The following is a 20,863-nucleotide window of genomic DNA, read 5'->3' as shown; positions in this document are numbered from 1 at the left end:
GGCGGCGTTGCCCTGAACCAAACCAATGGAGAACGCAGCATAGCTACCGAACGTTCGCATCGCCTCAACGGTGAAATCACCGCTTCAGAGGTCCGCCTCGTCGGCATCGACAACGAGCCGATCGGAGTCGTCACTTATCGCGACGCCATGCGCATGGCCGAGGAAGCCGACGTCGATCTCGTCGAGATCGCGCCGACTGCCCAGCCGCCGGTCTGCCGCCTGATGGACTATGGAAAGTTCAAGTATCAGGAGCAGAAGCGGGCCCATGACGCACGCCAGAAGCAGAAGATCATCCAGGTCAAGGAAGTCAAGTTCCGGCCCGGTACCGACGAAGGCGACTACCAGATCAAGTTGCGCAACCTGATCCGGTTCCTCGAAGAAGGCGACAAGGCGAAGATCACGCTGCGTTTCCGGGGCCGCGAGATGGCCCACCAGGAATTCGGTTATCGCCTGCTGGAGCGCGTCCGGGACGATCTCGAGGAGATCGGCCAGGTCGAGCAGATGCCCAAGCTGGAAGGCAGGCAGATGATCATGGTGGTCTCCCCCAAGAAGAAGAAGTGATTCTTCCGGGGAGGCTGTTGGATTCGAGCGGGGCTTGCCCCGACGAAAGAAGCCGAGCGGGTCGTTGAAGTTCCGGGCGGTGATCCGGACACCCGACAAGGCATTAGAAGGAAGAGCAGGGCCCACATGCCCAAGATGAAAACCAAGAAAGGCGCAGCGAAGAGATTCCGCGTGCGCGCAGGCGGTACCGTCAAGCGGGGACAGGCGTTCAAGCGTCACATCCTCACGAAGAAGACCACGAAGAACAAGCGCCAGCTGCGCGGCACGACCGAGGTCCATTCGACCAACGTCGAGTCCGTTCGCTCGATGCTGCCGTACGCCTGACGGAGAACTTGAATGCCTAGAGTCAAACGTGGAGTAACGGCGCGGGCGCGTCACAAGAAGGTTCTCGAGCGGGCCAAGGGTTACCGCGGCCGCCGCGGCAACGTCTATCGCATCGCCGTCCAGGCGGTCATGCGCGCTGGCCAGTACGCCTACCGCGACCGCCGCACCAAGAAGCGCGTGTTCCGCTCGCTCTGGATCGCCCGGATCAATGCCGCGGCGCGTGAGCACGGCATCACGTACAGCGTGTTCATCAACGGCCTGAACAAGGCTGCGATCGGCCTGGACCGCAAGGTGCTGGCCGAGCTCGCCGTCAATGACAAGCCGGGCTTTGCCGCGATCGTCGGCAAGGTCAAGGCTTCGCTCGGCGCCGCCTGAGCACACTCCGGCACACTGCCGCGGCGGCCTGGCTGCCGCGGCCAGCCGGAAGCGGACGGGGCCTTGGTGGCCCCGTTTTCATTTCACCGTACCCCTCCCCGGATCCGAGCCGATGGACGCATCCCTCCAGAACATCGTCGACGAGGCGCGCAGCGCGATCGCAGCCGCCGATTCAGCCGCGCTGGCCAACGTCAAGGCGCGCTTCCTCGGCAAGGAGGGCCTGCTGACCCAGCGGATGAAGACGCTGGGCAAGCTCTCGCCCGAGGAACGCGCGCGCCTGGGCAAGGAGCTCAACCAGGCCAAGCAGGCGATCGAGGCGCTGCTGAACGAGCGCGAGGCGGCGCTGGCCAAGGCCGAGCTCGACGCCCGGCTCGCTCAGGAGGCGATCGACGTAACGCTGCCGGGGCGCGGCAGCGGGCGCGGCGGATTGCACCCGATCACGCTGACCATCGAGCGCATCGAGGCGATCTTCCGTTCCATCGGCTTCGACGTCGCTGATGGCCCGGAGATCGAGGAGGATTTCTACAACTTCACCGCGCTGAACACGCCGGAGAATCATCCGGCGCGCTCGATGCACGACACCTTCTACGTCGAGGGCACCGACGCCCAGGGACAGGGACTGGTGCTGCGCACGCACACCAGCCCGGTGCAGATCCGCTATGCGCGCATGCATGCGCCGCCGATCAAGGTGATCGCCCCCGGCAAGACCTACCGCGTGGACTCGGACGCGACCCACTCGCCGATGTTCCACCAGTTCGAGGGGCTGTGGGTCGACGAGGACATCAGCTTCACCGACCTCAAGAGCGTCTACACCGACTTCCTGCGCAAGTTCTTCGAAACTGACGAGCTCGACGTGCGCTTCCGTCCGTCCTACTTCCCGTTCACCGAGCCCTCGGCCGAAATCGACATGCGCTTCCATACCGGCCCGCTGGCCGGGCGCTGGCTCGAGGTGTCGGGTTCCGGACAGGTGCACCCCACCGTGATGCGCAACTACGGGCTCGACCCTGAGCGCTACATCGGCTTCGCCTTTGGCTCGGGGGTCGAGCGCCTCGCGATGCTGCGCTACGGCGTCGGCGATCTGCGCCTCTTCTACGAGAACGACCTGCGCTTCCTCGCGCAGTTCAACCCCTGACCGACGCTTCGGCGGCGACGCCGCCATCGGCCCGCGCCTGCGTGCGCGGGCGCCCCGGACGAACCTTTCGAATCGAGACCGAGCGATGAAGTTTCCCGAGAGCTGGCTGCGCAGCTTCTGCAACCCGGAGTGGTCCACCGAACAGCTGGCCGAGCGCCTGACGATGGCCGGGCTCGAGGTCGAGGAGGTGACTCCTGCGGCGCCGCCGTTCAGCGGCGTGGTGGTCGGGCACGTGCTGTCGGTGACCCGGCACCCGAACGCCGACAAGCTCAACGTCTGCGAGGTGGACACCGGCTCCGGCGTCCAGTCGATCGTCTGCGGCGCGCCCAACGTGGCGCCCGGCGTGCGCGTGCCGTGCGCGCTGCCCGGCGCAGTGCTGCCCGGGGGCTTCGCGATCAGGCCGGTGACGATGCGTGGCGTCGACAGCAACGGCATGCTGTGCTCGGCGCGCGAGCTTGGCCTGTCCGAGGACCACGGCGGCCTGCTGCTGCTGCCGGCAGATGCGCCGGTGGGCGCCGACATCCGCAAGTACCTGCAGCTCGAGGACCAGGTCTTCCTGCTGAAGCTCACGCCCAATCTCGCGCACTGCTTCGGGGTGCAGGGCATCGCCCGCGAGGTGGCTGCGCTCAGCGGCGCGGCGCTCTCGGTGCCCTCGTTCGCGCCGGTGGCGGTGACGCTTGCCGAGAAGCTGCCCGTGAGCATCGAGGCGCCCGACCTGTGCGGGCGCTTCTCCGGCCGCGTGATCCGAGGTGTCGATGCCAGGGCGGCGACGCCCGACTGGATGAAGCGCCGCCTCGAGCGGGCAGGGCAGCGCCCCATCTCCGCGCTGGTCGACATCTCCAACTACGTGATGCTCGAGCTGGGCCGGCCTTCGCACATCTTCGACCTGCACAAGATCGCCGGCGGGCTGCAGGTGCGCTGGGGCCGCGATGGCGAACAGCTCGAGCTGCTGAACGGGCAGGTCATCGAGCTCGACCCGCAGGTGGGCGTGATCGCCGACGCATCCGGTCAGGTCGAGAGCCTGGCCGGAATCATGGGCGGCGCCAGCACCGCGGTGTCGCTGGACACCACCGCCATCTACGTCGAAGCGGCCTTCTGGTGGCCGGCGGCGATCGCCGGCCGTGCGCGCCGGTACAACTTCTCCACCGATGCGGCACAGCGTTTCGAGCGCGGGGTCGATCCGGCGAGCACCGTGGATCACCTGGAGTACCTGTCGCGCCTGATCCTCGAGATCTGCGGCGGGCAGGCCGCGCCGGTGGACGACACGATCACCGGGCTTCCCGAGCGCAAGCCGGTGTCGATGCGCATCGCCCGCGCGCGCAAGGTGATCGGCATCGAGATCTCCGAGGCCGAGATCGCACAGGCCTTCCAGCGTCTGCAGCTGCCCGCGCGGCGCGAGGGCGACCACTTCGTGGTGACTCCGCCGTCCTACCGCTTCGACCTCCAGATCGAGGAGGACCTGATCGAGGAGGTGGTGCGGCTGTGGGGCTACGAGCGCCTGCCGGTGCGCCCGCCGCGGGCATCTCTGCCGATGCTTGCGCAGCCCGAAGCCCGCCGCAGCCGCTTCGCCGTGCGCCGCGCGATCGCCGCCCGCGATTACCAGGAAGTGATCGGCTACAGCTTCGTCGGCTCGGAGCTCGACCGCATGCTGGGCACGCACGAGCCGATCCGCCTGCTGAACCCGATCGCCGCGCAGATGGACGTGATGCGCACCACGCTGTGGGGCGGCCTCATCGAGACCCTGCGCGCCAACCTCAACCGCCGCGCCACGCGCGTGCGTCTGTTCGAGGCGGGCAGGGTGTTCGCTGCCGACCCATCGGTGCAGCCGGGGCCGCTGGCGGTCAACGGAGTACGCCAGCCCGAGATGCTCGGCGGAATCGCCTACGGTCCGGCGGCCGACGAGCAGTGGGGGATGCCGGCCCGCGCGGTCGATTTCTTCGACGTCAAGGCGGACGTCCTGGCGCTGTTCGGCAGCCTGGCGCCGCGCTGGGAGCGTGCCGAGCATCCGGCGCTGCATCCGGGGCGCAGTGCGCGCCTGACGCTCGACGGCCGCCCGGTGGGCTGGCTCGGAACCCTGCACCCGGCGGTGCAGCAGGCGCTCGAGCTGCCGCAGGCGCCGGTGCTGTTCGAAGTCGAGATGGACGCGCTGGTCTCGCGGCCGGTCCCGTCCTTCGAGCCAGTGTCGAAGTTCCCGCCGGTGGTGCGCGACCTCGCGCTGGTCGTCGACCAGTCGATCCCGGCCCAGCGCCTGCTCGACGAAGTGGAAGCCGCGCGCGTCGAATGCGCCTCCGGAGGGCTGCTCAGGAACGTCATCCTGTTCGACGAATATCGCGGTAAGGGATTGGAAAATAAGGAAAAAAGCCTTGCCATCCGTTTGTGGATGCAAGATACTCAGCGCACCCTGAACGATGCCGAAGTCAACGACCTGATCGCAGCGATCGTCGACCGGGTGGGCCGCAGCCTCGGCGCACGGCTGCGCTCCGGTGCCTGACAAGCCCGCCCCGGACATGACCGCACCTGGCCAGCCCATGACCTTTCTCCCGCTCGAATCCGGCCCGTCCAGGGCGCCGCTGACCGAGGCCGAGATTGCGGAGGAGCCGTTCACGCTGACCAAGGCCGAGCTCGCCGAGATGCTGTTCGAGCGCGTCGGCCTGAACAAGCGGGAGGCCAAGGACATGGTCGAGACCTTCTTCGACGAGATTCGCGGCGCCCTTGAGCGCGGCGAGAGCGTCAAGCTCTCGGGCTTCGGCAATTTCCAGTTGCGCGACAAGCCGCAGCGTCCGGGGCGCAATCCCAAGACGGGCGAGGAAATTCCCATCTCCGCGCGCCGAGTCGTGACCTTCCATGCCAGCCAGAAGCTGAAGAACCAGATCGAGGGCGAGACGGCCTGAGCCGCGCTCGCGCTTCCCGCGTTCGGCCTGCCGGGCGCATTTCACAGGAAAGCCTCCAGTTCCCATGCAGCCCAAACCCGACGCCAAGATCGTCCTGCCGCCGATACCGGCCAAGCGCTACTTCACGATCGGCGAGGTCAGCGAGCTCTGCGGCGTGAAGCCCCATGTGCTCCGCTATTGGGAGCAGGAGTTCACGCAGCTGCGCCCGATGAAGCGGCGCGGCAATCGTCGCTACTACCAGCACCACGAGGTGCTGCTGGTGCGCCGCATCCGAGAGCTTCTCTACGAGCAGGGCTTCACGATCAGCGGTGCGCGCAACCGGCTGGGCGAGGTGCTCGGCAAGGGCCGCGACGCCGCCACCGTCCTCGCCGAGCCGCTCCCGGTCACCTACGAGGTGACCGAGCACGAAGTCGAGGACATCCGGCGCGCGCTCGTCGAGGCGCTCGAACTGCTGGCGCCGGACGGGGACGCGCAGGGCGGGGCTGGCGGCGCGTCGGAAGCGCAGCGCGCCTGACGGTTCACGCCCGGCACGCGGAGGAAAGATTCCTGCGAGAAAACCTGCTATAATTTTTTGCTTCGGGGCGTAGCGCAGCCTGGTAGCGCACTTGCATGGGGTGCAAGGGGTCGAGTGTTCGAATCACTCCGTCCCGACCAGTAAAATCAAGGGGTTGGCTCTCACAAGGGGCCAACCCCTTGTTCATTTCCGGAGCGCGTTCCGGAATTGCCGCGCGCTGCATGCGCAGGCGGATCGGGCTCATTGTCTGCGCCCTTATAGTGCTGGTCCTGGACCGCCGGTCTCCTGGCGCACGACGCGAGCTTCGTTCTCCGCGTTCAAACCGCGCCTCCGGTCTTCGTCTAAACCCGCGTCCCCACGGATCAGCCCACGGATGAGTAGAGCGCGCCGCCGCCTGTCCGGCCTGACCGCCAGGACCGTCGTCATCACCTCGCTGGTGGCGCTCATGGCGTTCTGCATCCTGCTGCTGATCGGGCAGGCCTTCGGACGCCTGCACGACCAGGTCGAGCGGCTGACGCGAAGCGACCTCGAGCGCCTGATGAGTTCGGTGCGGCTGGCGCAGCAGACCGAGTCGCTGGTGTCGCTCGGCCTGATCCTGGTGCAGTCGGAGAACCACGGCGACCGGCGTGCGGCGCTGGTCGAGCTGACCGACCGGTTCCGCTGGATCGGCAAACTGACCGAGCCGCTGCTGTCCGGCTCGACGGACGCGGAGTTCGTGGCGAAGGTGAGGGGCGCTGGACGCCAGTTGGAGGACAACGTCGCCGAGCTCGACCGCCTGTTGCGCAGGCGGATCGATGGCGCCGCCGACGCGGCCGACCTCGCGGCGATCCGGCAGCGGTCGCTCGAGAACCGCGAGATCGCGGGGACGCTCTCGGTGCTGATGGGCTATGACGCGGCCAGCGTTCGCAGCGAGCTGAGCGCCCAGGGCAGGCGACTGCAGGAGGATGCGGCCTTGCAGCGACGCAACCTCGCAGTGTTTGCGGCGCTGCTGCTGGCGGCGGTGATCCTGTCCGGGCTGTACTTCGAAGTTCACGTCGTGCGCCGGATCCAGCGCATGCGCCAGGCGCTGTCGCGCGGCGACGTCGATCCGCAGGACCTGCGCGTGGTCGGCAGGGACGAGATCGTCGAGCTCGCCGAGACGATGCGCGGCTACGTCGAGCGCATCCAGGCGCAGGAGGCGCGGATGCAGAAGGCGCACGAGGAACTCGCCTTCCTTGCCGAGCATGACCCGCTGACTGGCCTGGCCAACCGGCGTCACTTCGCCGCCGCCGCTCAGCGGCTGCTCGCGCGCGGCGCCCAGCCGCTGTGCCTGGCGATCGTCGACGTGGATCACTTCAAGCGGGTCAACGACACGCATGGGCATGAGGTCGGGGACCGGGCGCTGGTCCATGTCGCCGCACATGCGTCCTCCGGATTGCGGGCCGACGACATCCTGGCGCGCTTCGGCGGCGAGGAGTTCGTCGCGTTGCTGCCAGTCCGAACGCTGGACGACGCGCAACGCGTCTGCGACGCCTTGCGCGCGCGCATCGAAGGCGCGCCGATGATGCTTGGCGCGGGGCGCCCGCTGTCGCTGACGGTCAGCATCGGGCTGACCGTGATCCCGGTGCCGCGCGGCGACGCGCTCGACGACCCCGAGCAGCTCGAGCAGCTGATCCAGCAGGCGATGCGGCGGGCCGATGCCTCCTTGTACGCGGCAAAAGCGGATGGGCGCAACCTGGTGCGGCTCGCCACCGCGGAATCATGATCTGCCCTCGGAGTCTTGAATGAACGGGATCGCCTGCCGCGTCGGTGTCGGTGCGCGTTCCTCGCGTTCCTCGCGTCCTTCGCGTACCTCGCGTACCTCGCGCCAACTCGGAGCGCTGCTGCTTGCGCTCGTCATGCTGTTCGCGGTCGCGCCGGCCCTGGCCGTGCGCGACGATCTGCGCGTCGGCGTGCAGCTCGAGCCGCCGGTGCTCGATCCGACGATGACGTCGTCGGCCTCGGCCGGGGAGATCGTCTACGCGAACGTCCTGGAGGGACTGACCGTCATCGACGGCGAGGGCCGGCTGCAGCCTCGGCTCGCGATCGACTGGGTCCGTTCGGAGGACGGTCTGAGCTACCTGTTCCGCCTGCGCAGGAACGTCCGTTACCACGATGGCAAGGTGTTCGACGCGCATAGCGCGGCATCGAGCCTGCGGCGGATCGTTGCACCCGGTTCGGCCAATCCCCAGAAGGCCTGGTTCGCGAAGATCCGCGCGATCGAGGTCGATTCGCCGTACCAGCTGCGTATCAGGCTTTCGGATCCCGATGCGCTGCTGCCGTTCGCGCTCGCGCTGCCCGCCGCGGTGATGATCCATCCCGACAGCGCCTCAGGCAATGCCCAGCGCCCGGTGGGCACAGGCCCGTTCCGATTCGATGCCTGGATCCCGGGCAGCCTGGTGCGGCTGGTCCGCAACGCGAGCTACTGGGGCCGGAGCCCCGCGCTGGCGCGCGCCGAGTTCGTCTTCATGCACACGACGTCCGAGACCGCGAACATGCTGTCGGAAGGACTGGTCGACGGGCTGCTCAGCGTCACCCGGCTCGGCGAGCGCTTCATGATCCGGCCCGACTACCGGCTGAGCGCGCGCAGGCTCGAGAGCAAGATGATCCTCGCGATCAACAACGGCCGGCCGCCCTTCGATGACCTGCGCGTGCGCCGGGCGCTGTCGCATGCGATCGATCGCGAGCGGGTGCGAACGCTGTACGGACCGCAATTCTCCCCGGCACTGATCGGCAGCCATTTCCCGCCATCGCATCCTGCCTACGTCGACCTCGTGCACCGCTATCCGCATGACCCGCGCCGCGCACGGCAACTGCTCGACGAGGCCAGGGTGCCGCGCGGCTTCGAGGTGGAACTGGTGGTGCCGCCGACCGACTATGGCCGCTACGGCGGACTGATGATCGCTTCGGACCTCGAAGCGGTCGGCTTCCGCGTGGAGCTGGTCGAGTACGACTGGACGCGCTGGATGAAGGAGGTGTTCGGCGGGCGCCGCTACGCCCTGACCCTGATCATGCACGTCGAGCCGATGGACCTGGACATCTATGCACGCGACGATTACTACTTCGCCTATGACAACGCCGCGTTCAAGGACATCTGGCGCAAGGTCCGGAGTGCGCGCAGCGACGAAGAAATTCACCGCTGGCTCGGCGAGGCGCAGCGCCGGGTCACCGAGGACGCAGTCAACGTGTTCCTGTTCATGCGTCCCGAGCAGAACCTGATGCATCGCGATCTCGAAGGACTGTGGGAGAGGAGCAGGATTCCCTCCTTCGTTCTCGAGGACATCCGGTGGTCTGCGCCCGCCAGCCGGCAGTAGCCAAGTCGCGGCGGCGACTTGCCGTGATTCCGTGAACCCTTCAAAGGAGCACCCATGACCCATCGTGCCGTCAATGCTGCATTCGCCGCTGCGGCCACGCTCCTGGCCGCCGGAGCCGTATCCTCGGCACCCGGGCGCTATGTGCTCGATCCCATGCACACCTTCGTGAATTTCGAGGTGCTGCACTTCGGAACCTCGACGGTGCGCGCGCGCTTCGACCGCACGGAAGGCCATGTGCTGATCGACCCGGTGGCGCGCACCGGGGAGGCTGTCATCAGGATCGATACCGCGTCGGTCAGCTCCGGAATTCCGGACTTCGACCAGCATCTGAAGAGCCCGGACTTTCTCGATGTCGGGCGCGCGCGGCAGGCGGTGTTCGTCGGCAACCAGTTCACCTTCGACGGGGAACGCGTGCGCTCGGTGGCGGGCACGCTGACGATGCTCGGCAAGGCCGTGCCGGTCACGCTGGAGGCGCAGCGCTTCAACTGCTACGACAATCCGATGCTCAAGGCGAGGATCTGCGGCGGCGACTTCGAGACCACGATCCGGCGCAGCCAGTGGGGGATGAACTGGGGAATCGACATGGGCGTGCCCGACGCGGTGCGGCTGCTGATCCAGATCGAGGCGGTCAGGCAGTAGGGTCGCCGCTCGCCTCGACGGCCAGCTGCAGCGCCGCACTGAGCAGCTCGGCGACCTCCCCGTGTCCGTCCAGTGCATACATGGCAGCCGAGTGCGGATCGTCTCGCCCCACGCGCACGGTGAACCAGCCGGCCTGTGCGCGTTCGAACACCGCTTCGTCGTTGACGTCGTCGCCGACGTAGACCACCGCGTCCGCCTGCGCCCGGCGCATCAGCGCGAGCACGGCGCGCCCCTTGTCCGGGGCGTCGCGGGGCACGACGTTCACCACGCACTTGCCTCCGAAGCTGCGCAGGCCCTCGGGCAGGTCTGATATCAGCTCCTCGGCTACGCGGCGTGCGGCCTCTCGGTCCGGCGCGCGCCGGTAGTGCAATGCCAGCGAATGTCGCTTGTCCTCGAGGCTCACGCCGGCGGAGTGCCAGGACCCGGCGGAAGCGCGCAGCCGATCGCGCAAGCGGTCGAGGTGGGCGAGGGTTCCGGAGGGCAGCTCTCCCGCCGGATCCTCTGCGCCGTGGTTGCCGATGATGTAGGCGGGCTCGAAGCCCAGTCGCGGAGCCACGTCGCCGACCGAGCGCCCGGTGACGATCGCCACGGGCAACCGCTGTGCAAGGCGCTCGAGGATGGCCGCCAGTGCGGGGTCGATCCGCGCATCGCCGGGAAGCGCGACGATCTCCGCCAGGGTGCCGTCGAAGTCGAAGGCCAGCAGCGGCAGCCCCCGCATCGTCTGCGCCAGGTCCAGCAATGCTTCCTCGGAGAGTGCGTGCCGCATCTCAGGGCTCCCTCGACTGCGCGACCCGGTCGGCAATGCGCTCGCGCACGCGCACCCGCGCGGCGTCGCTCAGCATCCGGCCGGCCCAGCGATAGACGTTGTATTCGCGGACCGTGTCGCGCAGGCTTGCCATCCGGACCCGCTGCTCTTCGGCGGGCATGGTGATCGCCCGTTGCAGCGCGTCGGCCGTCTCCTCGACGTGATACGGGTTCACGATGAGGGCTTCGGTCATTTCGCGTGCTGCACCTGCATAGCGGCTGAGCACCAGCACGCCGCGCTCGTCGTCGCGCGCGGCCACGAACTCCTTGCTCACGAGGTTCATGCCGTCGTGCAGGCTGGTGACCACGCAGGCGTCGGCGGCGCGGTACAGCTCGATGAGTGCGTCCTGGTCGTGATGCTCGGCCACCAGGTGCACCGGGCGGTAGTCCTCGCGCCCGAAGCGTGTGTTGATCCGTTCGGTGACCGACTCGATGCGCGCCTGGAAGGCGCGGTACTCCTCGAGCGCCGAGCGCGTCGGCGCGGCGATCTGCACGAAGCCGAAGCGCCCGGTCCATTCCGGGTACTTCTCCAGCATGCGCTCGACCGCATGCAGTCGCTCGAGGATGCCCTTGGTGTAGTCGAAGCGGTCCACGCCGGCGGCGAGCCGGGCGTCGGAGCGGAGCCCGAAGCGCGCGAAGACGCGCTCCCGGCAGAGCTTCGCCGCCGGCCAGGCGGCGCAGACCTCGGGGGAGGGCCATTCGATCGAGATCGGATAGCTCTCGATCAGCGTCTCCTTGCCCTCGTGGCTGATCGTGTCGTGCTCATGTTCGATGCGGGCCTCGAGCTGGCGGTCGACCGTCTCCATGAAATTGCGGCAGTGGTGCTTCGTGTGGAAGCCCAGGATGGTGCTGCCGAGCATGCCGCGCAGCAGTTCCTGGCTCCAGGGGCAGATGCCGAAGGACTCTGGGCTCGGCCAGGGGATATGCCAGAAGGTGATGATGGTGGCGCGCGGAAGCAGCTCGCGCAGCATGGCCGGCAGCAGCGCGAAGTGATAGTCCTGCATCAGCACCACCGGGTCCTCGCTGCGCGCCTCGACCACCACCGCCTCGGCGAAGCGGCGGTTCACCGCCCGGTAGCGGCGCCAGTCGGACTCGCGGAACACCGGGCGCACGTGCGCCGCGTGGCACAGCGGCCAGACGCCTTCGTTGGCGAAGCCATAGTAGTAGCCCTGCTCCTCGTCCTCGGTGAGCCAGAGGCGGCGCAGCGTGTAGTCCTCCTCGCCGGGCGGCACCCTTACCCGATCGTGGTCATCCACCGACTCGCGGTCCGCGCTGCCGCTGCCGTGCGCGATCCACGTTCCGGAGCAGGCGCGCATTACCGGTTCGATGGCGGTGACCAGTCCGCTGGCGGGGCGCCGCACCACGATTCGATCACCGTCCCGCTCGTGCAGGTAGGGCTCGCGGTTGGATACGACGATGATCTCCTGGTCGTGAAGCTCGGTGGCCAGCAGTCGACGCAGGCGCTCCGCGTTCCAGGCACTTTCCGGCCCGCGCGCCCGACGGTACTCGTCCTCGAGGCCGCGCAACCGCGCGCGCAACTCGACGGCGATCGGCGCGAACTCCGGGGGCGGCGGCGAGAGCGGCCGCAGCAGCCCCTCGCCGCGCAGCACCGCCCGTGCGCCCGCAACCCATCCCCGCCAGCTCAGCTGCGCCACCACCACGGTGATCAGCGCCATCGCAGCGCCCATCGCAACGATCAGCACCAGCAGGTAGCCTCGGGTGTCTTTGCTGCGATGCTCGACGAAGCTGAAGTCGTGAACCAGGAGCAGGCGCGGGGCCTGTGGAGCGGCGCTACGCAGGGGCTGGACCCGGACGTGCACCGCGCCTGTGGCGGCTTTGAACAACGGCCTCCTGGCCTCGCCGAGGCGCGCCGCCTGCGCGCAATCCAGTTCGGCCGGAAAGGCGCGGGTGGGCTGCGACAGCCGGTTGTCCGGCGGACACAGTCCCAGCGCCAGGAGGCGCTCATCGAGGACAGTACGCTCGAAGAGGGCATCGACGCTGGCCGTGTCACCAGTGGCCAGGGCATTCTCGAGCGGATCGGAGAGGGCGTTGGCGATCAGGTCGCCCCGAAGGTCGAGGTCGCGGGCGAACCACCGGACAGTCAGCCGGTCGACCAGGGGCAGCGTCAGGTAGGCGGCCGCAACCAGCACCAGTGCGAGCGGCAGGAGGAAGCGGAGCTGGAGCCTGAGTGTGGTTCTCATCGTCGGGTCGCGGTTGCATCGCGCCGATGGGCTTGACACGCCACGCAGACAGGCCGGGATGCGTGCAGCAGGGCGCTGCAGCGACCTGAAGTAAACTCGGCGCCGAGGGTCCGGACCCAGCGGGACTGGCCGCCGGCAGGGTGTTTCGAGTATAGCCCCGTCCCGTGCCGGAGACGCCCACGGACCGGAAACAGCCACCGTCGCATGACCGCCCCGGCAGCGGGGATGGCACCACTCTCGAGGAAGTCATGCTGCAAGTCGTCGGACACCCATCCGGAGCAGGCGATCGCGCCGGTCTCGATCTGGCGCTCATCGGCAACTGCTCTTTCGGCGCCCTCGTTGACCGGCGGGCCCGCATCGTCTGGTGCTGCATGCCGCGATTCGACGGCGATCCGGTCTTTCACGCGCTGCTCGATTCAGCCGAAGGCATCGGCCAGGAAGGAACCTTCGGGGTCGAACTCGAGGGTTTTGCACGGAGCGAGCAGGCCTACGATCCTGGAACGGCGATCCTGCGCACCCGGCTCTACGACAGCACCGGCAATGGCGTCGAGGTGACCGACTTTGCGCCGCGCTTTTACACCCGCGACCGCATCTTCCGGCCGGCGCAGCTCGTGCGGCGCGTGCGGCCCCTCAACGGTCGGGTGCGGGTGCGTTTCGTCGTGCGCCCGCGCAACGAATGGGGCTCGCGGGCGCCCGAGACCGCGCGCGGCAGCAACCACCTGCGGTTTTCAGCCGGCTGGGGCACCTTGCGGTGCACCACCAACGCGCCGCTCACCTACGTCATCGGCGAGACCTGGTTCTCGCTGGGGCAGCCGGTCAGCCTGCTGCTCGGGCCGGACGAGACCCTGTCCGGCGGAATCGAGGAGACCGCGCGCGAGTTCGAGGAACTCACTGCTGCGCACTGGCGGCAATGGACTCGTCGCCTGGCCTTGCCCTTCGAATGGCAGGACGCGGTGATCCGCGCGGCCATCACGCTGAAGCTTTGCCAGTACGAGGAAACTGGCGCGATCGTCGCCGCGGTGACCACCAGCATTCCGGAGGCTCCGGGCAGCCAACGCAACTGGGACTACCGCTATTGCTGGCTGCGCGACGCCTTCTTTGTCGTGCGCGCGCTCAACAGCCTGGCCGAGGTCGGCACCATGGAGGCCTACATGCACTGGCTGTACAACGTGATCCGCGGCGCCGACGGCGGGCACGTTCAGCCTCTCTACGGCATCGGGCTGGAGCGCGAACTGGTCGAGTCGACGATTCCGTCGGTCTCGGGCTATCGCGGCATGGGGCCCGTGCGCGTCGGAAATCAGGCCTGGGAGCACTCGCAGCACGATGTCTACGGCAACATCGTCCTCGGCGCGGCGCAAGCGTTCCACGACCACCGTCTGTTCCGCCGAGCGGATGCGAGCGACTTCGACGCCCTCGAGGCGGTCGGCGAATGTGCCTGGCGTCTGCATGACCAGCCCGACGCGGGCATGTGGGAGCTGCGCACCCGCGCCGAGGTGCACACGTCTTCGGCGCTGATGTGCTGGGCCGCCTGCGACCGCCTGGCCAAGATCGCTGCGGTGCTGTCGATGCAGTCGCGGGTGCGGTTGTGGTCCGAACGGGCTGCGGCGATCAAGGCGCGCATCCTTGCATCCGCCTGGAGCGAGCGGCGCAAGGCCTTCACGCAGAGCTTCGGCGGCCACGATCTCGACGCCAGCGTTCTGCTGATGGCCGAGGTGGGCTTCCTCGACTCGAAGGATCCGCGCTTCGTCAGCACCGTGGATGTCCTGGAGTCGGTACTCTGCGATGGGCCCCACATGCGCCGCTATGAGGCTCCGGACGACTTCGGCCGCCCGGAGACTGCGTTCAACGTCTGCGCCTTCTGGCGGATCGACGCGCTGGCGCGCATCGGCCGCACCGCGCAGGCGCGGGAGATCTTCGAGGCGATGCTCGCCAGCCGCAACCATGTGGGGCTGCTGTCGGAAGACATCGCTCCGGGCACCGGCGAGCTATGGGGCAACTTCCCGCAGACGTATTCGATGGTTGGCATCGTCAGCGGCGCCGTGCGGCTGTCGGCGCCCTGGGATTCGGTGGTTTGAACCCGGGCAGCTGCGGATCGCGCGGCTGCCGGACAGGAGCATGTGGATGGAACAGGCGCAGGTTCGGTGAAGCGCGTACTGCTGCTTGGTGGCGGGCATGCGCACCTCGTCGCGGGGCCGCTGCTCGCCGCCGCGGTGCAGGGGCGGGCTTCGCTGGCCCTGGTCGCCTCGTCGCCGCGGCTGCTCTACTCCGGGATGATGCCGGGCTGGCTGGCCGGGCAATATTCCTTCGACGAATGCTCGATCGACCTGGCCGAAATCTGCGCCCGGCACGGCATCGAATGGATCCGCGACCGGATCGTCGACATCGACTTCGTCTCCGGGCACGCCATCGGAGAGCGCGGCAGCCATCGTTTCGACCTGGCTTCGGTGAACGTAGGCTCCGAGAACGATCCCGGACACATCGACGACGACGTCGGCGCAGGCGGCGGCCTTGCAGTGTTCGGCGCCAAGCCCTTCGCCGAATTCGTCGAGCGCTGGAACGCCTGGCGCGGCGCCTGCTCGGCGCGGCCGGGGCCACGCACTCTGATGGTGGCCGGCGGCGGCGCTGCGGCCGTCGAGATCGCGTTCGCGCTCGCCCATCTGGCCGGCACGGACAACGCGCTGCGGGGCTCGCGGGTCACGCTGGCGACGGCGAGCGGGGAACTGCTGCCGGGGATGTCCCGGGTGGCTGCGCGCATCGCCCTCAGCTCGCTGGCGGCGCGGGGCGTGGAGGTTCGCTCGGGCCTGCGCTATTGCGGCGCGGGTGCCGGTGCGGTGCGATTCGAGGACGGCACGTCGGTGCTGGCGGACCTCGTCGTCGTCGCCACCGGGGCGCGCAGCGCGGACTGGCTGGTTCGCGCCGCGCAGCGGGACGCGGTGGCACTGGCGCCGCACGGCGGACTCGCGGTGCGCTCCGACCTGCGTTCCACCTCGCATTCCTCGGTCTTCGCGGCCGGCGACTGCGCGGGCTTCGTCGACCGCACCATGCCGCGCTCGGGGGTGCATGCGCTGCGCCAGGGCCCGGTGCTGGCCGCCAACCTGGCGCGGGCCCTGGAATCGGGTTCTTCCGGCGGAGCCGTGGCGTCCGCCGGCGCGGGGGATGCGGCGGACACCGGCCCTGGTCAAGCGCCGCTGCAGCGCTATGTTCCACGCCGCTGGACCCTGGCGCTCCTCAACCGATGCGACGGCAGCGCCATCGGCGCCTGGGGCCCGCTGGGCTTCGCGGGCGACTGGGCCTGGCGCTGGAAGGACGGCATCGACCGGCGCTTCATGGCGCGCTTTCCCACTGGGCACGCGCAGGTGTGATGATGGCGGCCCAGGCATCGTCGGAGATGGCATGAACGACTTCGCGTCCGCGGTCGAGGCTGACCCCAGGCAGCATGCTGTTCCCTCGCTCCGGTCGAGCGACGTGGTCGCGGTCGTCCCTGCGCTCGACGAGGAAGCCGCCATCGCCGCCTGCCTCGCTCCGCTGCTCGCCGAGGGCGCGCGCGTGGTGGTGGTCGATGGCGGCAGCTCGGATGCAAGCCCCCGGATCGCGGCCCAGGCCGGCGCGCGGGTGCTGCGCGCGGAACGGGGCCGCGCCAGCCAGATGAACGCGGGCGCAGCCGCCGAGCCCGGCGCAGGCGTGCTGATCTTCGTGCACGCGGACACGGTCCTGCCGGCCGGCTGGCGTACGCAGATGCAGGCCGCACTGGCCTCGGGCGCCCGCTGGGGGCGCTTCGACGTGCGCCTGCGCAGCGCGCGTCCGCTGCTGCGCCTGGTGGGGGGGATGATGAACCTCCGCTCGCGCGTCACCGGCATCTGCACCGGCGACCAGGCGATCTTCGTCACGCGCGAGGCATGGGCGCGCTGCGCAGGCTACGCGCCGCTTCCGCTGATGGAGGACATCGAGCTCTCCCGGCGCCTGCGCGCGACGGAGGGCAGGCCGGCCGCGCTGCGCTGCCACGTGCTGGTGTCGGCACGGCGCTGGGAGAAGCGCGGCGTGCTGCGCACCATTGCGCAGATGTGGCTGCTCCGTGCGATGTACTTTTTCGGTGCCTCGCCCGCGACGCTGCACCAGCTCTACTATGGCCGCACCCGCTGAGCGCGGCGCGGCAGCGCGCAGCGACGACGCGGCTGCGCCGGGAGCACCGGGAGCACCGGGAGCACCGGGAGCACCGGGAGCACCGGGAGCACCGGGAGCACCGGGAGCACCGGGAGCACCGGGAGCACCGGGAGCACCGCTGGCGAGGGGATCACGCCCCGCTGCGGTGATCGTCTTCGCGCGGGCGCCGCTGCGCGGCCGGGTCAAGACGCGCCTGGCTGCCGCGATCGGCGACGAGGCTGCGCTCGAGGCGCACCGCGCGCTGCTGCGCGCCACCGCCGGGGTCGCTGCGTCGCTGCTCGGCCATCCGGAGTTCGGCGCAGGCAGCGTGGAGCTCTGCATCGACGGTGAGGATGCCGACGGCGAGTGCGCAGCGCTCGCCCGCAGCCTCGGACTGCGCCTGGGCCGCCAGCAGGGAGAGGATCTCGGCGCTCGCATGCATTCGGCGCTCGCGCGCGCGCTACAGGATGGCCGCCTGCCGGTGCTCCTGGGCAGCGACTGCCCGGCGTTGCAGGCTGCCGACCTGCTCGAGGCGCTGGCCGCGCTGCGCCGGAACGACGCGGTGTTCGCACCCGCCGAGGACGGCGGCTATGTCCTGGTCGGGCTGGCGCGCGAATGCCCGGCGCTGTTCCAGGGGCTCGCCTGGGGCGGCGCGGAAGTGATGGAGCAGACCCGGGCGCGGCTGCGCGCGGCGGGCATCCGTTGGACTGAACTTCGCACGCTATGGGACGTGGACCGCCACGAGGACTGGCTGCGATGGCGGGGAGCGTGTGATGCGCAGGCCTGAGGGGCACTGGCCGGCGCGCAGGGCCCTGCTCGGGCGCGGCGTGCACGCTGCCGCGCTGACTCTGGCGATGCCGCCGGCCCTTGCCCTGGCGACCGACACCAGCACCAGCACCAGCACCAGCGCCAGCGCCAGCGCCAGCGCCAGCGCCCGCACCGGCACCAGCGCGTCGCCCGGGTCCATTCCCGCGTCCGTTCCGGCGCTCTTCTCCAGCCAGCACCCGGGCGACAGCCCGCCGGCGCCCTGGTCCGCGCAGGCGCTGCGCGGCATTCCGCCGAACGCGCATGCGCTGGTCGAGGACGCGGGGGTCACCGTGCTCGAGATCCGCTCCAGCGCATCCGGCTCGAGCCTCCTGCATCCCCTGGACGGGGGCGCGGCGCGGGCGCGTTTCCTGCGTTGGCGCTGGAAGACCGATGGCCCGGCCTCCCGCGAGCGCTTTGGCGGCAAGGCCGGTGACGACTACGCCGCCCGGGTCTACCTGATGTTCGACTACCCGCTCGACCGGGTGCCGCTTGGCCAGCGCCTGCTGCTGGGCGCTGCCCGCGCGCTGCACGGCGAGGACCTGCCCGCCGCCACTCTGTGCTACCTGCTCGACCCCAGGGCGCCGGCTGGAACCCTGATCGACTCGCCCTACACCTCCAGGGTCAGGATGATCGTGGCGCGCTCGAGCGTGCGCACGGGGGTCTGGTGGGACGAGGAGCGTGACCTGGCTGCCGATTTCCGGCGCGCCTTCGGAGACGAGCACGGGCCCGGACTGCCGCGCTTGCGCGCCATCGCGGTGGCTGCGGACACCGACCAGGGTGGCGCAAGCCTGCGCACGCGCTTCGGAGACCTGCTGCTGCGCTGATCGGGCCCGGGTCAGCGCCTGCTCAGGCCCCGCACGATGCAGGCCAGGCGCTCCTCAGACGCCGGTCAGCTGCTGGTCAGCTGCTGGTCCGGCGCCGGCCAGGCGCTCGCGGCAGGGGCGGAGCGGGTGTCCGGGCCGGAGGATGTCCACATCCGCTCGGCCTGGAACAGCGTCTCCAGCGGCACCGGCGTGCCGATCAGCTCGCCCTGGACGTACTCGACGCCGAGCGTTCGCAGCCGGTCGTAGATTTCCTGGTTGTGGACGTGCTCGGCGATCGGCCGGACCTTGAGCCTGCGCGCCACCCGAACCGTCGACAGGACGATCTCCTCGTCGATCGGGTTGCTGATGAGGTTGCGGATGAAGGAGCCGTCGATCTTCAGGTAGTCGATCGGGAAACGCTTCAGGTACTCGAAGGTGGCAAGTCCCGTGCCGAAGTCGTCCAGTGCGATCCCGAAGCCGTCGGCCTTGAGGTCGTCGACCAGCCGCGACGCCGCTCCCGGATTGCGGATCGCCTCGCTCTCGGTGATCTCGAAGACGATCTTTTCGGCGGGGATCGCATGCAGGGCGCGCTGCTCGCGGATGAAGGCGGGAACGGAGCCGTCGCTCATGGTCAGGCCGGAGAGGTTGATCGAGCATTTGTGGGTGCGGGCCAGTTCCACCGGATGCGCTGCCAGCCAGGCGAACACCTTCTGGATCACCCCGCGATCGAGTTCCACGGTCATCTGGGCCTGGACCGCGAGCGGCAGGAATTCCGGCGGCCGGATCATCGCGCCGTCGAGATTGCGCAGCCGGGTCAGGATCTCGAAGGAGAGCATGCCCAGCGGCGCTTCGGGGTCGACGATGGGTTGCGCATGCACCTCGAGGCGCTGCTCGCGGATCGCCGAGCGGATGTGCTCGATCTTGCCCTGATGGGCACGGCGCGCGTCGATCATCGTCTGCGAGAGCGGCTCGACGAAGAGCTGCGGGTCGCGCACGCTGGCGGCGATCGCCATCGCGTCCGAGAGCGACAGCAGGCAGTCCTCCGCGTCGATCAGCACCTGCCGGTCGAGCAGCAGCCCGCCTACGCTGGCCTGCAGCCTGATGCTGCCATGGTCCGCCTTGTAGACCTGGCCATTAAGCTGGGAGTAGATCTCGCGCGCCAGGCTGCGCACCTGCGCGACGGTGTCCGCGGGCACCAGCAGCGCGAAACGGCCGGAGGAGAGCCGGGCGGCCCGTACGCCGCCGGGCTGCCGGCTGAGCAGCATGGCGGCGCTCTGCTCCAGCTGGAGCGCCTGGATCGGGCCGCACAGGTCGTGGATGGTGTCGAAGTTGCCGATGTGCACGCCCACCAGCCCGTAGTTGGGCCGGTCCGCCGCGACCAGGCAGGTGCCGAGCTCGGCCAGCAGGCCGCGGTCGTTGAGCAGGCCGGTGGTGAGGTCCTGGCGGGCCTGCTCCGCAACCCTTGCGAGCGCGAAGCGGCGGTCCGCGGCGACGGCCTGCATCAGCAGCCCCACCAGCGTGGCGCAGAGAACGAGCAGCGAACCCTCGAGCGGCAGTTCCGTGCCGCCCGCCTGCCCCTGCAGCGTGCGCACCACCAGCAAGGGCAGCGCGGTGACGAGCAGGGTCAGCGCCGTGGCTCGCTCGCCCAGGCGCACCGCGGTCCAGGCGACGATCGGGAACCAGAAGAAGAGCAGGGCGGACCCGTGGGGGGCGGAACCGAAGTGGTGCAGCGCCAGGCTGGCGGCGGCCACGCCCAGGGTCAGCAGCAGGGCGCCGGAGTCGACGTGCAGGGAGTCGGCAGCGCCAGGCTCGGGTTCGGCCACGCCGCCCTCGCAGCAGGCGAGGAACGCCGGCGTGAGCAGCATCATGCCGAGGGCATCGATCAGCCACCAGCCGGCGAAGTAGCCCGCGCCGCCGGTCCCCGGCAGCACGTTGGCGATGCTCGCGCCCGCGGCGGCCAGCAGCGCATCGATCGGTGCGGCCAGAAACGCGACGGCGACGACGAAGCGGAACACCGCCTCCAGCCGATGATCGGCGGGCTTCCAGGCGGCCAGTCGGCGGATCGCGTGAATTGCGAGTGCGGGGCCGGCACAGGAGGCGGCGAAGGCGGCGATCGCCAAGGGGGCGCTCGCCTGGTGAAAGACCGCCCAGGCGGCGGCGCCCAGCGCGGCCGGGAGCGTCCAGCGCATGCCAAAACGCCAGCCGGCTGCCATTGCCACCGCTGCGCCGGGCCAGATCACCAGCCCCGCGGGGTTGCCCAGGCTGAGGATTCCGGCCAGCAGGCACGACATGAAAGCCACCGCGGCTACGATCAGCGCCCGGGGCAGGGCGCCCATCGCG

At 69.5% G+C, this 20,863-nt stretch carries 18 protein-coding genes and 1 tRNA gene; 16 read left to right on the top strand and 3 right to left on the bottom strand.

Annotated features, from left to right (window positions below; all coding sequences use genetic code 11):
* Positions 1 to 12 precede the first annotated feature (12 nt).
* The 11 genes from infC (at position 13) to HNQ70_RS03050 (ending at position 9,768) form a co-directional block, all read left to right on the top strand.
* Entirely contained in the window at positions 13 to 561 is a 549-nt protein-coding gene (gene infC / locus HNQ70_RS03100) for a translation initiation factor IF-3 (RefSeq protein WP_221302628.1), read from the top strand.
* 126 nt (positions 562 to 687) lie between these two features.
* Positions 688 to 885, top strand: coding sequence for a 50S ribosomal protein L35 (rpmI, locus tag HNQ70_RS03095; protein ID WP_183964108.1), 198 nt, complete (start codon positions 688 to 690; stop codon positions 883 to 885).
* Positions 886 to 897: 12 nt separating this feature from the next.
* A complete protein-coding gene (gene rplT / locus HNQ70_RS03090; protein ID WP_183964105.1) occupies positions 898 to 1,260 on the top strand; it encodes a 50S ribosomal protein L20 in 363 nt (120 codons plus the stop codon).
* 112 nt (positions 1,261 to 1,372) lie between these two features.
* Positions 1,373 to 2,392: a phenylalanine--tRNA ligase subunit alpha gene (pheS, locus tag HNQ70_RS03085; protein ID WP_183964103.1), complete on the top strand. Its 1,020-nt coding sequence runs from the start codon at positions 1,373 to 1,375 to the stop codon at positions 2,390 to 2,392.
* A gap of 85 nt (positions 2,393 to 2,477) precedes the next feature.
* Positions 2,478 to 4,883 carry a phenylalanine--tRNA ligase subunit beta gene (gene pheT, locus HNQ70_RS03080; protein WP_183964101.1) on the top strand — a complete coding sequence of 802 codons (2,406 nt, stop codon included), beginning with the start codon at positions 2,478 to 2,480 and terminating at the stop codon, positions 4,881 to 4,883.
* Between the two features lie 37 nt (positions 4,884 to 4,920).
* Complete coding sequence (locus HNQ70_RS03075) at positions 4,921 to 5,283, top strand: integration host factor subunit alpha (protein WP_246434565.1); 363 nt, start codon at positions 4,921 to 4,923, stop codon at positions 5,281 to 5,283.
* Positions 5,284 to 5,347: 64 nt separating this feature from the next.
* Positions 5,348 to 5,797: a MerR family transcriptional regulator gene (locus HNQ70_RS03070; protein WP_183964099.1), complete on the top strand. Its 450-nt coding sequence runs from the start codon at positions 5,348 to 5,350 to the stop codon at positions 5,795 to 5,797.
* 63 nt (positions 5,798 to 5,860) lie between these two features.
* Positions 5,861 to 5,937, top strand: a tRNA-Pro gene (locus HNQ70_RS03065).
* A gap of 233 nt (positions 5,938 to 6,170) precedes the next feature.
* On the top strand, positions 6,171 to 7,541 hold the full coding sequence (locus HNQ70_RS03060; RefSeq protein ID WP_183964096.1) for a GGDEF domain-containing protein: 1,371 nt from the start codon (positions 6,171 to 6,173) through the stop codon (positions 7,539 to 7,541).
* 19 nt (positions 7,542 to 7,560) lie between these two features.
* Positions 7,561 to 9,129: an ABC transporter substrate-binding protein gene (locus HNQ70_RS03055; RefSeq protein ID WP_183964094.1), complete on the top strand. Its 1,569-nt coding sequence runs from the start codon at positions 7,561 to 7,563 to the stop codon at positions 9,127 to 9,129.
* Between the two features lie 54 nt (positions 9,130 to 9,183).
* Complete coding sequence (locus tag HNQ70_RS03050) at positions 9,184 to 9,768, top strand: YceI family protein (protein ID WP_183964092.1); 585 nt, start codon at positions 9,184 to 9,186, stop codon at positions 9,766 to 9,768.
* Here HNQ70_RS03050 and otsB read toward each other — a convergent pair.
* Together otsB and HNQ70_RS03040 are read right to left on the bottom strand one after the other, a co-directional pair.
* Entirely contained in the window at positions 9,758 to 10,534 is a 777-nt protein-coding gene (gene otsB / locus HNQ70_RS03045) for a trehalose-phosphatase (protein WP_183964090.1), read from the bottom strand. The genes HNQ70_RS03050 and otsB overlap by 11 nt on opposite strands.
* 1 nt (position 10,535) lies before the next feature.
* Entirely contained in the window at positions 10,536 to 12,773 is a 2,238-nt protein-coding gene (locus tag HNQ70_RS03040; protein ID WP_183964088.1) for an alpha,alpha-trehalose-phosphate synthase (UDP-forming), read from the bottom strand.
* 248 nt (positions 12,774 to 13,021) lie between these two features.
* Here HNQ70_RS03040 and HNQ70_RS03035 point away from each other — a divergent pair, with 248 nt between their 5' ends.
* The 5 genes from HNQ70_RS03035 (at position 13,022) to HNQ70_RS03010 (ending at position 18,544) form a co-directional block, all read left to right on the top strand.
* A complete protein-coding gene (locus tag HNQ70_RS03035) occupies positions 13,022 to 14,848 on the top strand; it encodes a glycoside hydrolase family 15 protein (protein ID WP_183964086.1) in 1,827 nt (608 codons plus the stop codon).
* Between the two features lie 66 nt (positions 14,849 to 14,914).
* Entirely contained in the window at positions 14,915 to 16,135 is a 1,221-nt protein-coding gene (locus HNQ70_RS20060; protein ID WP_183964084.1) for an FAD-dependent oxidoreductase, read from the top strand.
* Positions 16,136 to 16,166: 31 nt separating this feature from the next.
* Positions 16,167 to 16,913, top strand: coding sequence for a TIGR04283 family arsenosugar biosynthesis glycosyltransferase (locus HNQ70_RS03025; protein WP_183964082.1), 747 nt, complete (start codon positions 16,167 to 16,169; stop codon positions 16,911 to 16,913).
* Positions 16,914 to 17,079: 166 nt separating this feature from the next.
* Positions 17,080 to 17,700 (top strand): TIGR04282 family arsenosugar biosynthesis glycosyltransferase, encoded by a 621-nt coding sequence (locus HNQ70_RS03015; RefSeq protein ID WP_183964080.1) that lies wholly within the window; start codon positions 17,080 to 17,082, stop codon positions 17,698 to 17,700.
* Positions 17,687 to 18,544, top strand: a complete 858-nt coding sequence (locus HNQ70_RS03010; protein WP_183964078.1) for a DUF3047 domain-containing protein — start codon at positions 17,687 to 17,689, stop codon at positions 18,542 to 18,544. Before HNQ70_RS03015 ends, HNQ70_RS03010 begins: the two co-directional genes overlap by 14 nt.
* Positions 18,545 to 18,609: 65 nt before the next feature.
* Here the strand turns inward: HNQ70_RS03010 and HNQ70_RS03005 are convergent, their stop codons facing one another.
* Positions 18,610 to 20,859 (bottom strand): sensor domain-containing phosphodiesterase, encoded by a 2,250-nt coding sequence (locus HNQ70_RS03005; RefSeq protein WP_183964076.1) that lies wholly within the window; start codon positions 20,857 to 20,859, stop codon positions 18,610 to 18,612.
* Positions 20,860 to 20,863: the final 4 nt, after the last annotated feature.

It is taken from the genome of Quisquiliibacterium transsilvanicum (assembly GCF_014202215.1).
Taxonomy (GTDB): Bacteria; Pseudomonadota; Gammaproteobacteria; order Burkholderiales; family Burkholderiaceae_E; genus Quisquiliibacterium; species Quisquiliibacterium transsilvanicum.
The sequence above is the reverse complement of the archived record's forward strand: the minus strand, read 5'-3'. Positions and strand labels throughout refer to the sequence as shown.

Coding starts and splice junctions, on each gene's coding strand:
- rpmI (WP_183964108.1), top strand. CDS start 688: ATGCCCAAGATGAAAACCAAGAAAGGCGCAGCGAAGAGATTCCGCGTG.
- rplT (WP_183964105.1), top strand. CDS start 898: ATGCCTAGAGTCAAACGTGGAGTAACGGCGCGGGCGCGTCACAAGAAG.
- pheS (WP_183964103.1), top strand. CDS start 1,373: ATGGACGCATCCCTCCAGAACATCGTCGACGAGGCGCGCAGCGCGATC.
- pheT (WP_183964101.1), top strand. CDS start 2,478: ATGAAGTTTCCCGAGAGCTGGCTGCGCAGCTTCTGCAACCCGGAGTGG.
- HNQ70_RS03075 (WP_246434565.1), top strand. CDS start 4,921: ATGACCTTTCTCCCGCTCGAATCCGGCCCGTCCAGGGCGCCGCTGACC.
- HNQ70_RS03070 (WP_183964099.1), top strand. CDS start 5,348: ATGCAGCCCAAACCCGACGCCAAGATCGTCCTGCCGCCGATACCGGCC.
- HNQ70_RS03060 (WP_183964096.1), top strand. CDS start 6,171: ATGAGTAGAGCGCGCCGCCGCCTGTCCGGCCTGACCGCCAGGACCGTC.
- HNQ70_RS03055 (WP_183964094.1), top strand. CDS start 7,561: ATGAACGGGATCGCCTGCCGCGTCGGTGTCGGTGCGCGTTCCTCGCGT.
- HNQ70_RS03050 (WP_183964092.1), top strand. CDS start 9,184: ATGACCCATCGTGCCGTCAATGCTGCATTCGCCGCTGCGGCCACGCTC.
- otsB (WP_183964090.1), bottom strand. CDS start 10,534: ATGCGGCACGCACTCTCCGAGGAAGCATTGCTGGACCTGGCGCAGACG.
- HNQ70_RS03040 (WP_183964088.1), bottom strand. CDS start 12,773: ATGAGAACCACACTCAGGCTCCAGCTCCGCTTCCTCCTGCCGCTCGCA.
- HNQ70_RS03035 (WP_183964086.1), top strand. CDS start 13,022: ATGCTGCAAGTCGTCGGACACCCATCCGGAGCAGGCGATCGCGCCGGT.
- HNQ70_RS03025 (WP_183964082.1), top strand. CDS start 16,167: ATGAACGACTTCGCGTCCGCGGTCGAGGCTGACCCCAGGCAGCATGCT.
- HNQ70_RS03010 (WP_183964078.1), top strand. CDS start 17,687: ATGCGCAGGCCTGAGGGGCACTGGCCGGCGCGCAGGGCCCTGCTCGGG.
- HNQ70_RS03005 (WP_183964076.1), bottom strand. CDS start 20,859: ATGGGCGCCCTGCCCCGGGCGCTGATCGTAGCCGCGGTGGCTTTCATG.